Below are 12261 nucleotides of genomic sequence, written 5' to 3' on the forward strand. Positions count from 1 at the left end.
TCTGTAAACCGGTACTTGGTGGCTACACAGGGACTTGAACCCCGGACCCCAGCATTATGAATGCTATGCTCTAACCAACTGAGCTATGTAGCCAAGTGGCGCGCATTATTCGCGGATACGGGAAATGTGTCAAGCGTTGTTCTTGAGAATTTATCCGTGCGATCAAGCGGTTAGCCCTCGATACGGTCAGACCCGACATTTCCCCAAGCGCTCAGCGAGCAATCCCGTAACCTCTATCCATTCAATGCTTTAAAACTGCTCAGCGGTTAACCCGTATAACGACTCGCTTCCGGCACGGATGCTGTGTTCCAGGCTGATTATTCGTGGGAGCATCCGGCTAAAGTAAAAATGGGCGGTGGCGATTTTTGCGCCGTAGAAGGCCACATCTTCAGCTCTTTTGCCCTCGGCGACGTGAGACATGCGTGCCCACAGGTAGGCGTAGGCGACGTAGCCGAACAGGTGCAGATACTCGACCGAGGCGGCGCCGATTTCGTTGCGGTTGCTGTCGGCCTGTTCTTGTACCCAGTCGCTCAGGTTTTCCAAGCGCTGCACCGCGTCGAGCAATGGCGCCGAGTAGGTCACTCCCGGCTGGTCCGCGAAGGTTCGAATTTCGGCGGTGAACTGACGCAGCGCGACGCCCTTGTCCATCACCACTTTGCGTCCGATCAGGTCCAGTGCCTGGATGCCATTGGTGCCTTCGTAGATCTGCGCAATGCGTACGTCGCGTACCAGTTGTTCCTGGCCCCATTCGCGAATGTAGCCGTGGCCGCCCAGCACTTGCTGGCCGTTGATGCAGCTCTCCAACCCAGTATCGGTGAAAAATGCTTTGGCGACCGGGGTTAGCAGGGCGACCAACGATTGAGCGTCTTGCCGCTCTTGAGCATCGTCAGAGAACTTCGCAAGGTCCAGTTGTTGCCCAACGTAGCTGGCAAATGCGCGGCCGCCTTCGGTCATGGACTTCATGCTGAGCAGCATGCGACGCACGTCGGGGTGGACGATGATCGGGTCGGCGATTTTGTCCTTGGCCACGGCGCCGGTTGGCGCGCGACTTTGGATGCGTTCGCGGGCGTAGGCGACGGCGCTTTGGTAGGAGGCTTGGGCGCAACCGATGCCCTGAATCCCGATGGACAAGCGTTCGTAATTCATCATGGTGAACATCGCCGCCAGGCCTTTATGCGCCTCCCCGATCAACCAGCCGCTGGCGCCGTCAAAGTTCATCACACAAGTGGCCGAGGCCTTGATGCCCATCTTGTGTTCAATCGAACCACAGGTCACCGCGTTGGGCTCCGCCAGTGAGCCGTCAGCGTTGACCCGTATTTTTGGCACCAGAAACAGTGAAATTCCTTTAGGGCCAGCCGGCGCGTCGGGCAATTTGGCCAACACCAAATGGATGATGTTCTCCGTAAGATCCTGCTCGCCACCAGTAATGAATATCTTGCTGCCGCTGATACTGAAACTGCCATCGGACTGGGGTTCTGCGCGGCTACGGATGATGCCCAGGTCGGTGCCAGCATGGGCTTCGGTCAAGCACATGGACCCAGCCCAGCGGCCTTGGTACATCGGTGGCAAGTACAGGCTTTTCAGAGCTTCGCTGGCGTGGGCGTCAATGGCCAGGCACGCGCCGGAACTGAGAGCCGAGTACAGCGCGAAACTGGAGTTCGCGCCGTAGAGCATTTCTTCAAATTGCACGGCGAGCATTTTCGGCATGCCCATGCCGCCGAACTGATCGTTGCCGGACAGGCCGACCCAGCCACCTTCTATATAGGTGGCGTAGGCCTGCTTAAAGCCTGTGGGCGTGCTGACTTGGCCTGTGTGCCATTGCGCACCTTCTTCGTCACCGCTGCGGTTCAGTGGGGCGATCAGCTGTCCAGTGACTTTGGCCGCTTCTTCAAGAATGGCGTCTGCGGTGGCGGCGTCGACGATTTCGGCCAAGGCGGGCAAGCGTGCCCACAGCGCCGGGGCGTCAAATACTTCGTGCAGAACAAAGCGCATGTCCCGCACGGGAGCGTTGAATTCAGGCATCAGGTGAACCTCGTTTAAACAGTTAAAGGTTCTTGGCTGTTTCGCGCAGCACGAACTTTTGAATTTTGCCGGTGGAGGTTTTCGGCAACAGGCTGAACACCACCGTGCGCGGTACCTTGAAGCCCGCCAAGTGTTCGCGGCAGAAGCTGATGATATCGGCTTCGCGAACGTGCCCGTGATCCGCTTTGAGGGTAACAAACGCGCAGGGCGTTTCGCCCCATTTCTCGTCGGGGCGGGCAACCACAGCGGCTTCGAGTACTGCTGGGTGGCGATACAGCACGCCTTCGAGTTCGATGGTGGAGATGTTTTCGCCGCCGGAAATGATGATGTCTTTGAGCCGGTCCTTGATCTCGACATAACCGTCGGGGTGACACACAGCCAGGTCGCCGGTGTGAAACCAGTCGCCTTCGAACGCTTCGGCGGTGGCGCTCGGGTTCTTCAAGTAGCCCTTCATGATCGTATTGCCACGCATGAATATTTCGCCGATGGTCTCGCCGTCGCGCGGGGTGGGCTCCAGGGTTTTCGGATCGGCGACCATCAGCCCTTCCAGGGTCGAGTAGCGCACGCCCTGGCGAGATTTGACTTGAGCGCGCTCATCCAGCGACAACTCATCCCATTCGCTGTGCCAAGCACAAATCGTGACCGGGCCGTAGCTCTCGGTGAGGCCATACACGTGGGTAACTTTGATGCCCATTTCTTCTACTGCGCCAATCACTTTGGCGGGCGGCGCTGCGCCCGCGACCATGGCGTTCACCGGGTGATCGATGGCTGCTTTGGCTGAATCCGGCATGTTGATCAACGCGTTCAGTACGATAGGCGCGCCACAGAAGTGGGTGATCTGGTGTTCGTGAATCAGGGTAAGGATTTTCTGTGGATCTACGCGGCGCAAAAACACATGCACGCCAGCCATGGCGGTAATCGTCCACGGGTAGCACCAGCCGTTGCAGTGAAACATCGGCAACGTCCAGAGGAAAATCGGGTGATTGCCCATGCTCCAGGTCATTTGGTTGCCCAACGAACTCAAGTAAGCGCCGCGATGGTGGTAAACCACGCCCTTAGGGTTGCCGGTAGTGCCAGAGGTGTAGCTCAACGAAATCGCTTGCCACTCATCCGCAGGCCACTGCCAATCAAAGTGTGGATCGCCTTCCGCCAGTAACGCCTCGTAATCCAGCGTGCTGACGGCTTGACCTTCGCCGTACTCGGGGTCATCCACGTCAATTACCAGTGGCGGATGTTCCAGCATGCTGAGCGCAGTGCGGACGACGTCATAAAATTCGCGGTCAGTGATCAACACTTTGGCTTCGCCATGCCCCAGCATAAAGGCAATTGCCTCGGCATCCAGGCGCACGTTGAGCGGATTTAATACGGCACCGATCATTGGTACTGCAAAGTGTGCTTCGAGCATCGCCGGGATATTGGGCAACATTAGCGCTACGGTATCGTTCTTACCGATGCCTCGACCTTGCAGGGCTGAGGCCAGGCGTCGGCAGCGGGCATAGGTTTGCGCCCAGGTGCGACGGATCGAACCATGGATAACGGCAGGGTAGTTAGGGTAAACGTAAGCAGTGCGCTCAATGAAGCTGAGCGGAGACAACGCGATATGATTGACCGCCGCAGGGGCAAGCCCTTGCTCGAAGATCGACATGTAGAGGTACTCGGTTGGCTGATTGTTAGCTCTATCGCTGACCCTACAGGCATTGCCATATGGGGTAGCTTTAAGTCCGGCGTGTTTTATATATCAATCACGGGCAAGTATGGAAGTAATACCTTAATCATATAGTAGATATACTATATATATCGTTCGCTACCGTTTGGCTGACTTCGCATCGAATGAGGTAGCCCCCCGCGTACTCATTTCACGACAGGGCATCTGATGACTTCCCCCCGGATTTTCCCCTCGCACGTCTCGGTGCTGTTGAGTCACGACCCGCAACCTAGCCTGTTGCTCGATGATCAGGCGCGTGCGATTGAACTCAACCTGGCGCTGCTGAACGTACTCGCGCAGTGGCCCTCTACCGACGTAACAGCACTGTTACCGGTGAATCAATCTGCGCTGGTTCGCGCTTGCCTAGAACAGCAACGGCCGATCGAAGAGGTTGAAGCCTGCTGGGAACAACGGATTTTTTTGTGGACTTTCATCCCTGTTCCCCAGGAAAACCAGGTACTGGCACGCTGTCGAGAGGCCACCGAGCAGATTGTGGCCGAGAGAGAAGCGGCCAAAGCAAGGCGGCTGTACCGATTGATCACCGAAAACACCACGGATCTGATTTCCCGTCACACGCCTGAAGGTCACTTTATTGATGCGTCACCCGCTGCCTGGACGTTGCTGGGTTATTGGCCCGGGGAGTTGCAAGGTTTATTGGCGCAAGGTTTGTTTCATGGTCAGGGCTTGGCGGGACTGATCAACCGTGCCCGCGATGCGCTTACCCAAGAGGGTTATCACACGATGACTTACCGAATCCGCCACCGTGATGGGCACTATCTGTGGTTCGAAACAGCCAGCCGGGCAATTCGCGAAACCTACACCGGCGCCGTGGTCGAAGTTATCAGCGTGTCTCGGGACGTGACCGCCCGGGTCCAGGCGGACGAGCGTCACCGGCGTCTTGAAGATGAGTTGGCGCACACGGCGCGGCTTGTAACCTTGGGTGAGATGGCGTCGGGCATTGCCCACGAAATCAATCAACCGCTGGCTGCGATCGTCAACTATGCCAGCGCCAGCCAGCGTTACTTGCAGGCGTTGGGCACTCACCCTCAGGCGGCCGAGCGTGTGGCGCAGGGCCTTGAGCACATCACCGACCATGCCAATCGCGCGTCTGAAGTGATTAAGCGGCTACGCGCTTTTCTGCGTAAAGGGCGACGGCAGATGCAGGCTTTGGACACCAGCGAAGTGGCCCGCGGAGTGGTTGGTCTGTGTGCGTGGGAAGCTAACGATTGCCAAGTGACGATAAAAGAGCGGTTACCGGATAATCTTCCGCCGATCTACGCCGATAGAGTGTTACTGGAACAGGTACTGCTCAACGTGTTACGCAATGCCATCGACGCCAACCGCGAGGCGCATCCTGGTCGTTCATCGACGATTGTGTTGGCGGCTGAGCTTGCCGTTGATGGGCGCATCGAGCTGAGTGTCCAGGACCAAGGGCCGGGAGTGAGCGAGTCGGAACTTGAAAAAATCTTCACACCTTTTTACACCAGTAAAGTCGAGGGTTTGGGCCTGGGCTTGTCCATGAGTCGAAATATCATCGAAGGGCTGGGTGGCGAGCTAAAAGCCCGACGCCTGCCGGTTGGCTTAATGCTGTTGTGTTATTTGCCACGCGTGGGTCCGTCTAAAACCGCATCAGGAGTGAACGAATGACCCGCGTTGCGGAGCAAGTGGTGTATGTGGTCGATGATGACCAGGGCATGCTCGATTCGACCGTCTGGTTGCTGGAGTCGGTGGGCCTCAAAGCGCTGCCGTTTACCAGTGGGCGCTCTTTTCTTGAGGCGTGCGATGCCCAGCTCAATGCATGCGTGTTACTAGACGTGCGGATGCCCGGCATGGGTGGCCTGAATGTGCAGGAAGAGATGCGTGCCCGGGATCTTCATTTGCCAGTGATTTTCGTTAGCGGCCATGCTGACGTGCCCATTGTAGTGCGGGCTTTCAAGGCGGGGGCCCACGACTTCATTGAAAAGCCTTACAACCAACAGTTGTTGTTGGACAGCGTGCAGCAAGCGCTGCAAAGCGTTGGTGCAAACCCGTCGGATGACCACGGTCACGCGGCATTGCAAGCGCGCCTACTCACCTTGACCCCCCGCGAGCGCGACGTATTGCTGCCGCTGGTGCAGGGCTATACGACCCGCGAAATTGCTGCGCAACTGGAAATTAGTGCAAAAACCGTTGATCTCTATCGGTCGCGGGTGATGAAGCGCATGCAGGCTGAGCATTTGCCAGCTTTGGTAGGTATGGCAATAGCGGTGGGGATGGTCAACCCGCTGGCGCTGCGCTCAGGTGGTAATTAAGGGCTAACCGTTATGTATTAACGGTCTGGTTCTTGCTTCCAATCGAATACAACGGCGATCTGCCGGGTCTTTGCAACTAGCGCCCTCCAGGGCCACAAGCGAAGGAAGGGCGTAAAGATGAGAGGTTTCAAATGCTGACACTTTTGTCCCCGGGGATTCGCCTGTTAGGGCGTTTCGGATTTGCTCGAAAGTTTCAGCTGCTTTTCCTGTTGTTCATGCTGCCGTTAGTGGGCAGCTTATGGATGATCGGGCAGGATTATCACGACAAGCTGGCTCTGATATCTGGCGAGCGCGCGGGGGTGCGCCAGTTGTCGGCACTGGATTCGCTGGATAATCTGTTGGCGGCACAACGCGATCGGGCGGCGCGCTGGAAAGCGGCCGATATTCTTCACGAACCGACGCCAGCGGCACGTGAAGCGATGGCTGGCCTGGATGCAGCAACCCCTGTCGTCGTCCAGGAGCTCGCGAAATTGGGCACTGAGTTGCACAGCAGCGGTGCCCAAGCCGACACACTGAATCGTTACCAGACGCTACAAAGTGCCACCACGGGTTTGGATTCTGCGGCCCTGCGCACGGTAGGGTGGTGGCCAGACGGCTACGAGCGTTTCACCGCAGCACTGACCGCGCTGCAAAATCTGCGCGAACAAATCGCGTTGGACAGCGGCCTGAATATCGACCCTTGGCGTGAAACCTATGTGTTGATGCAAATATCCACCCAGCAAGCACCGGACCTCATCGAACGGGTAGGTCGATTGGCCAGCGTCGGACAAACGTCGATCTCGTCCGGTCAATTCACCATGCAAAGCCGTTTGCAGATGCGCGACCTGCGTGGACGTCTGGGCGACGCGCGTGATCAACTGAGCAAAACCGGTGCTTCGCTGGAAGCCAGGTTGCCGCGAGAAATGCAGCCTTGGGCCGATCAGTACCGTAAAAGCCAGCAACGGTTGGACAGCGAATTAAAAGTGTTGGATGAAGGCGTGTTTGGCGGGAGCATCAGCCTCAAAACTGATGGTTTTGAGCGTAGCATTGATGTGTTGCTGAGCGATTTGGCCGCGTTGCGTCACCAATCGCTGGTGTCATTGGACGATCGTCTGGGCTATTACCATGATCAATCCATTAGGCAGTTAATTCCGGTCGCCGCTGTGTTTGGTTTGTTGCTACTGGCAGCGCTGTATCTATTTGTGTGTTTGCAGGCGTCGATCCGGCGCAGCGCCAGTGGCATCACCACCCTGGCGCAGTCGCTGCGTGACGGTAATCTCTGCGTTCAAGTACCAGTGGAAGGGCGCGACGAGCTGGCAGCAATCAGTACCGCACTCAACGTCGCGGTAGTGCAGTTGCGTACCAGCTTGCTAGGTGTTGATCACGAAACGCTGCAATTGAGTGGCGCAGTGCAAACGCTCAATAGCCAGTCCAGCCGCACCCTGAATGAGGTTGAGGACCAACAGCTGCAGATCAGCCAGATCGCAACCGCTGCCACCCAACTGGCGGCGACCTCCCAAGGTGTAGCGAAAAGTTGTGAGCAGGCGTCCGCCAGTGCACAGCACACCCGACATGTCGCAGAAGAGAGTAGCCGCGACAGCCTTCGAACTACCGAAAGTATTCAGCAACTTAACCAACGCCTGACTGACACCGCCGCAGCGCTGGGGCGAGTCAGTGAGCAAGGGCAGCAGATTCAATCTGTGGTGGATGCGATTCGTGGCATCGCCGAACAGACCAACCTGTTGGCACTCAATGCGGCTATCGAAGCGGCGCGCGCGGGCGAGCAGGGCAGGGGTTTCGCAGTGGTCGCCGATGAAGTGCGCAGTCTTTCACAACGTACGCAGGCGTCGACCGCGCAAATTGCCGGGACGGTCGACAGCCTGCGCACCACCGTGAGTCAAGCGGTCGGTCTGATGGATGCAGCGTGTGGTCAGGCCGTCAATGACGCTGCTGCGGTGACGGGGTTGGGCCAGCGTTTGGGAGAAATCGCCACAGCGGTGCAGGGTGTAACCGACACCTTGGCGCAGATCTCCACGGCGGTCGAAGAGCAAGCGAGCACGGCTGATGAAGTCAGTAGCAACATTCAACAGGTTGATCAGGCTGCTGGTCGATTACTGGAGGGTGCACGGGCCGTCAATCAAGCGGCAGACATGCTCAGCAAAGGTAGTCGGGCACTGAGTGACAATACTGCACGCTTCCAATTGAACTGATCGCTCAAGCGTCGGGATTGAACAGAGCGCCCTCATTGATCAAAGACCTAGCGGTCGTCGGGCGCATTGACGCGCCACGACGAGCCACTAGATACACTGTCATTCAGCTTTCCGCTGAGAGGTGGGTTGGCAACCTGGCGTGTATCTTCCAGCCCGCAACAGGACGATCACCCCAAAAATAGCGGAAAGGATGGAGCCCAAGAGTACTCCCACCTTCACCTCGTCTACGAGATGCGGAGTACTTGAGAATGCCAGCGCCCCGATGAAAAGGCTCATCGTGAATCCGATACCACACAAAAGGGCGATCCCATACAGCTGTAACCAGCTACAGTTTTCGGGAAGTTTTGCCAACCCTAAGCGAATGGCCAACGCCGCCAAACCGAAGACCCCAAGCTGCTTTCCTACCAACAGCCCTAATGTCACCCCCAGTGGTACCGGGTCAATTAAGTTATTTGGCGAAATACCAACAAGGGATACACCGGCGTTGGCGAAGCCAAAGATAGGGACCACGGCGAAAGCGACCCATGGATGCACTTTCTCTTCGAGGTAAAGAAGGGGTGACTTACGCTCGCTATTTGGATCGCCCAGCGGAATGCAAAGTGCAAGAATCACCCCGGCCAAGGTTGCATGGATGCCCGATTGAAGCATGAAAAACCATAGCAGGGCGCCGGCTACCAAATAGGGAAGCAGTCTTTTCACGCCGCAGCGGTTGAGTATCACTAGAAAAACGATAACCGCCAGTGACGCCAGCAGCATGCTAATGGACAGGCCGCTGGTGTAGAACACGGCAATGATCAGCACGGCACCGAGGTCATCAAGTATCGCGAGTGCGGACAAAAATATTTTCAGAGAAATGGGAACGCGCTTGCCCAGCAGTGACAGTACACCTAATGCAAACGCGATGTCGGTAGCCGCAGGAATGGCCCAGCCGCCCATGGTTTGCGTGTTGCCCCAGTTGACGGCGAGGTAGATCAACGCAGGAAACAGCATGCCGCCAAGTGCAGCGAAACCTGGAAGAGCGCGCTGGCTCCAACTCGATAGCTGGCCGGCCAGCATTTCACGCTTGATCTCAAGACCCACCAACATGAAAAAGACGGCCATTAGGCCATCGTTTACCCAGTGCTCAATCGACAGCCCCACTATTTTGATGTGCAGAGTCGAAAAGTAGACGGCAGACCAGGGAGAGTTCGCCACGATGAGCGCCGCCAGAGCAGCGGCCATCAGGATCAAGCCACCGGCTGATTCTGCAGCGAAAAATCGAGAGATAAATGCCAGAGCGGAAGGCGATTGACGAGGCTCTCGGGTGTTACGAACACGCGAAGGATCAGGACTCATAGGCACGGCAACTCCGCGTGGCGGCCCGACCTACGCAAAATTAAACCTGCCTACCGCGATTTTGCGGCGACACCCGGGCAGCATTCTACACGAGAGTCCTCCTGTCGGGTTTCTCCGTAACGACGGACTATCGAATGCCCAGTCGTCTATCCAGTGATAATGACCCTGCTCCACGCGCGACTATGAGAAGCAGCAGACCCGCCCAGGAAAGATGCGTCGGCCAGGCGTCAGGGTACACAAACACCTCAATGACAAGCGTCATGCCCAATAGCGCCAATGCTGACAGTCGGGAAAACAATCCCAGCACCAGAAGCACCGGAAACAAGTGCTCGCTGTAGGCAGAAAGGTGAGCTGCCAGTTCTGGAGAGATCAAAGGCAAGGCATATTCCGTGCGGAACAGTTCGTAGGTACTCGGTGTAATCGTCAGAAAGCCACTGACCTTGGTTCGCCCGGACATAAAGAAAATTGCGGCGATTGAGAGACGAGCCACCAGCGCTAGCAGAGAATCGCCAATCAGTGTTTCCAGTCGGCATGCAACGCGGTTCCAGTGTTTACGCAGAGATCTATCGTTGCCGGATGAGTGAGTTTGAATAACGTCCATCAAGTGCTCCATCAGTTAGGTGGGCATTACGTTTTTAGAATAATTAACCTTGGCTCGCCGCCACGAATGCCTCAGCGGTCACCAAACGGATAATGAGGTTTTCCAAGTCCACGGCAGGCTCGACTGCGATAGCTCGGTCTGCGGCTTGGTCCAGAGGCAGACCGGCCGCACAAGCGGCGAGAAAGGCACAGTCAGCAGCACTGGCAGCCTGCCAGTGCACTTTTTCCGCCTTTCGCGTTAGAAGCGCGCCTTCGCCCTGCCAATCGAGGTCGTCGGGCATTTCTAGCTGTTCGCGATTGACACGCCAGATCGTGTAGGCCGGAGAGTCAGGCAACCAAGCCCAGCGGCAAGCAGCCCGAGGTGTAAGCTGGCTCTTGGCCAAGTCCGTCGGTGAAAGCCGCGCTAAGGTGCTTATCTCAAAGACAGGTTCATCTTCGGCGCAATGCACCTGTGTCCAGAGCAGGTCCAAAAGGGCGACGTCGCCCAGATAGGGCATTTCTTGTGCGTGCTCAAAGCCGTCGAGAAAACGCGGAAATTCGGCCCCGTAGTGCAGCAACCGGGCGTCCGTGGGCGGCGACATTCGGGCATGGAGTGTGGCCGCGCTTCGGAGCCAGTCGGTGCCCACGAGTCGCTCTATGGTTGGGAAGTTGGCGAGCAACGCGTCGGTTGCACCTTTGAGCACCGTATTGCGATAAACCGCAAAGCCGGGCTGCTGGGTCAGCGACTTCATCTCGGAGGATTCGGCATCGTAGAGTGCTTCTATGAACGAATCTTGAAACTGCTCAAGGGATGGCTTCATATCGCCAACCCATGTTGCGAACTCTGCCCAAAATTCAGCCGTGATTGCGCTCTGTCACGTTCAGCGAGCAGGGCCTCGAAAGCGGGGATGTGGTCGTCACGTTCGATCAATGTCGGACGCATACCGATTCGTCCAATCAAGCGCTCATACAAAGACCAGACGTCTTCAGCGATAGGTGCGTCGTGAGTATCAATGAGTAATGTCGAATTTCCCGGATCCTCCGCGTGGCCAGCTAGATGTATCTCCATGATCGCCAGGGCCGGAAAGGCATCCAGATAGGTTGCCGCATCGAAGCCTAAGTTGTGCGCGCTGATGTGCACATTATTCACATCCAGCAGCAAGCCACAGCCTGTCCTCTCGCCGAGCTCGGTCAGAAAGTCCAGTTCGCTATAGTCATGGCCATCAATGTGCAAATAGTGGGTCGGGTTTTCAATCGCGATACGACGCCCAAGGGCATCTTGTGTGCAATTCACATTACTGGCGATGCGCCGCAATGCCTCGCCGGTGCGGGGAAATGGCAGCAGGTCAGGATGGTATTGGCCGCGCCAGGCAGACCAAGCCAAGTGCTCGGAGATCAAGCCGGGTTGAATGCGATCCGCAAGATTTTTCAGGCGCTTTAAATGCTCTGCATCCGGCGGACGATCGGCCGCCAGCGAGAGTGATACGCCGTGCAATGACAGTGGATGTCGAGTGCCAATGGCCTCAAGCCACGCCAAGCGGGGGCCACCGCCGACCATGTAGTTTTCCGGATGAACTTCGAACCAGAGGCCCTCGGCTGTGCAGTCGAAGGCGTCCTGATAGTGGACCGGTTTGAGGCCGAGTCCGGCCCCCATCTGGAACTGATTCTTCATGATTGGCGTGTGCCCCGTGGTGCAGAAGTTACATAGGTGTCAGAGTGCCCATGCCTTTTGGGGTCTTGATGCTGGTGCACGTACCCGCTGGAACGTTTTTCCAGGAGTTAGCCTGGTAGTCCATTTTGGCGGTGCCTGCACAGGTGGTGCCTGCGCCGGCTTTGCAATCGTTGTGACCGGCCATTGAAACGCCGTAGCATTTTTCCATGGCGCCTGCCGCTGCTGGGGTTTCTGCAGCTATGGCACCGGCTGCGAAGGAAGAGAAAGCAACGGCGAGGGCGGCAAGTTTCAGAGTGTTCATGGTTATTTCTCCGGATGAAAATAAGAGGTCGTCTCGTCAGTGCAGAAGTGCGCTGTGCTTGCGATCCGAAAGGTAGTTCGCTGATTTTTCGTATCCGGTTACAGCAATCGCAAAATATTTTTTGGATATGCGAAATAAACCCGCTGGTTGCCTTCCGCCGTTGAACA

Annotated in this window: 10 protein-coding genes and 1 tRNA gene; 3 read left to right on the top strand and 8 right to left on the bottom strand. The window is 56.8% G+C overall.

Annotation, left to right across the window (positions count from 1 at the left end; translation table 11 throughout):
* Positions 1–16: 16 nt before the first annotated feature.
* The 3 genes from RGW60_RS00265 to RGW60_RS00275 all read right to left on the bottom strand — a co-directional run bounded on the left by RGW60_RS00265 (position 17) and on the right by RGW60_RS00275 (position 3667).
* A tRNA-Met gene (locus RGW60_RS00265) sits at positions 17–93 on the bottom strand.
* Between the two features lie 156 nt (positions 94–249).
* Positions 250–2022, bottom strand: a complete 1773-nt coding sequence (locus tag RGW60_RS00270) for an acyl-CoA dehydrogenase C-terminal domain-containing protein (RefSeq protein WP_322201056.1) — start codon at positions 2020–2022, stop codon at positions 250–252.
* A gap of 22 nt (positions 2023–2044) precedes the next feature.
* Positions 2045–3667 (bottom strand): acyl-CoA synthetase, encoded by a 1623-nt coding sequence (locus RGW60_RS00275; RefSeq protein ID WP_322201058.1) that lies wholly within the window; start codon positions 3665–3667, stop codon positions 2045–2047.
* Positions 3668–3895: 228 nt separating this feature from the next.
* On the opposite strand from RGW60_RS00275, the gene RGW60_RS00280 reads away from it, so the two are divergent.
* The 3 genes from RGW60_RS00280 (at position 3896) to RGW60_RS00290 (ending at position 8207) form a co-directional block, all read left to right on the top strand.
* Positions 3896–5374 carry a sensor histidine kinase gene (locus tag RGW60_RS00280; RefSeq protein ID WP_322201060.1) on the top strand — a complete coding sequence of 493 codons (1479 nt, stop codon included), beginning with the start codon at positions 3896–3898 and terminating at the stop codon, positions 5372–5374.
* Positions 5371–6018: a response regulator transcription factor gene (locus RGW60_RS00285; protein ID WP_322201062.1), complete on the top strand. Its 648-nt coding sequence runs from the start codon at positions 5371–5373 to the stop codon at positions 6016–6018. The genes RGW60_RS00280 and RGW60_RS00285 overlap by 4 nt, the downstream gene beginning before the upstream one ends.
* A gap of 131 nt (positions 6019–6149) precedes the next feature.
* A complete protein-coding gene (locus RGW60_RS00290) occupies positions 6150–8207 on the top strand; it encodes a methyl-accepting chemotaxis protein (protein ID WP_322201064.1) in 2058 nt (685 codons plus the stop codon).
* 99 nt (positions 8208–8306) lie between these two features.
* Here RGW60_RS00290 and nhaA read toward each other — a convergent pair whose 3' ends face one another.
* The 5 genes from nhaA to RGW60_RS00315 all read right to left on the bottom strand — a co-directional run bounded on the left by nhaA (position 8307) and on the right by RGW60_RS00315 (position 12094).
* Complete coding sequence (gene nhaA / locus RGW60_RS00295; protein WP_322201066.1) at positions 8307–9542, bottom strand: Na+/H+ antiporter NhaA; 1236 nt, start codon at positions 9540–9542, stop codon at positions 8307–8309.
* 127 nt (positions 9543–9669) lie between these two features.
* Positions 9670–10143, bottom strand: a complete 474-nt coding sequence (locus RGW60_RS00300) for a DoxX family protein (protein ID WP_322201068.1) — start codon at positions 10141–10143, stop codon at positions 9670–9672.
* Between the two features lie 43 nt (positions 10144–10186).
* Positions 10187–10942: a DNA-binding domain-containing protein gene (locus tag RGW60_RS00305; RefSeq protein ID WP_322201070.1), complete on the bottom strand. Its 756-nt coding sequence runs from the start codon at positions 10940–10942 to the stop codon at positions 10187–10189.
* Positions 10939–11793 (bottom strand): DUF692 domain-containing protein, encoded by an 855-nt coding sequence (locus RGW60_RS00310; protein WP_322201072.1) that lies wholly within the window; start codon positions 11791–11793, stop codon positions 10939–10941. Before RGW60_RS00310 ends, RGW60_RS00305 begins: the two co-directional genes overlap by 4 nt.
* A gap of 28 nt (positions 11794–11821) precedes the next feature.
* Positions 11822–12094 carry a DUF2282 domain-containing protein gene (locus RGW60_RS00315; protein WP_322201074.1) on the bottom strand — a complete coding sequence of 91 codons (273 nt, stop codon included), beginning with the start codon at positions 12092–12094 and terminating at the stop codon, positions 11822–11824.
* Positions 12095–12261: the final 167 nt, after the last annotated feature.

The sequence above is a fragment of the Pseudomonas sp. AB6 genome (assembly GCF_034314105.1).
Lineage (GTDB): Bacteria > Pseudomonadota > Gammaproteobacteria > Pseudomonadales > Pseudomonadaceae > Aquipseudomonas.

What these genes read in the sequence shown, in the direction of transcription:
- RGW60_RS00270 (WP_322201056.1), bottom strand. Translation starts at nt 2,022, where the DNA reads ATGCCTGAATTCAACGCTCCCGTGCGGGACATGCGCTTTGTTCTGCAC.
- RGW60_RS00275 (WP_322201058.1), bottom strand. Translation starts at nt 3,667, where the DNA reads ATGTCGATCTTCGAGCAAGGGCTTGCCCCTGCGGCGGTCAATCATATC.
- RGW60_RS00280 (WP_322201060.1), top strand. Translation starts at nt 3,896, where the DNA reads ATGACTTCCCCCCGGATTTTCCCCTCGCACGTCTCGGTGCTGTTGAGT.
- RGW60_RS00285 (WP_322201062.1), top strand. Translation starts at nt 5,371, where the DNA reads ATGACCCGCGTTGCGGAGCAAGTGGTGTATGTGGTCGATGATGACCAG.
- RGW60_RS00290 (WP_322201064.1), top strand. Translation starts at nt 6,150, where the DNA reads ATGCTGACACTTTTGTCCCCGGGGATTCGCCTGTTAGGGCGTTTCGGA.
- nhaA (WP_322201066.1), bottom strand. Translation starts at nt 9,542, where the DNA reads ATGAGTCCTGATCCTTCGCGTGTTCGTAACACCCGAGAGCCTCGTCAA.
- RGW60_RS00300 (WP_322201068.1), bottom strand. Translation starts at nt 10,143, where the DNA reads ATGGACGTTATTCAAACTCACTCATCCGGCAACGATAGATCTCTGCGT.
- RGW60_RS00305 (WP_322201070.1), bottom strand. Translation starts at nt 10,942, where the DNA reads ATGAAGCCATCCCTTGAGCAGTTTCAAGATTCGTTCATAGAAGCACTC.
- RGW60_RS00310 (WP_322201072.1), bottom strand. Translation starts at nt 11,793, where the DNA reads ATGAAGAATCAGTTCCAGATGGGGGCCGGACTCGGCCTCAAACCGGTC.
- RGW60_RS00315 (WP_322201074.1), bottom strand. Translation starts at nt 12,094, where the DNA reads ATGAACACTCTGAAACTTGCCGCCCTCGCCGTTGCTTTCTCTTCCTTC.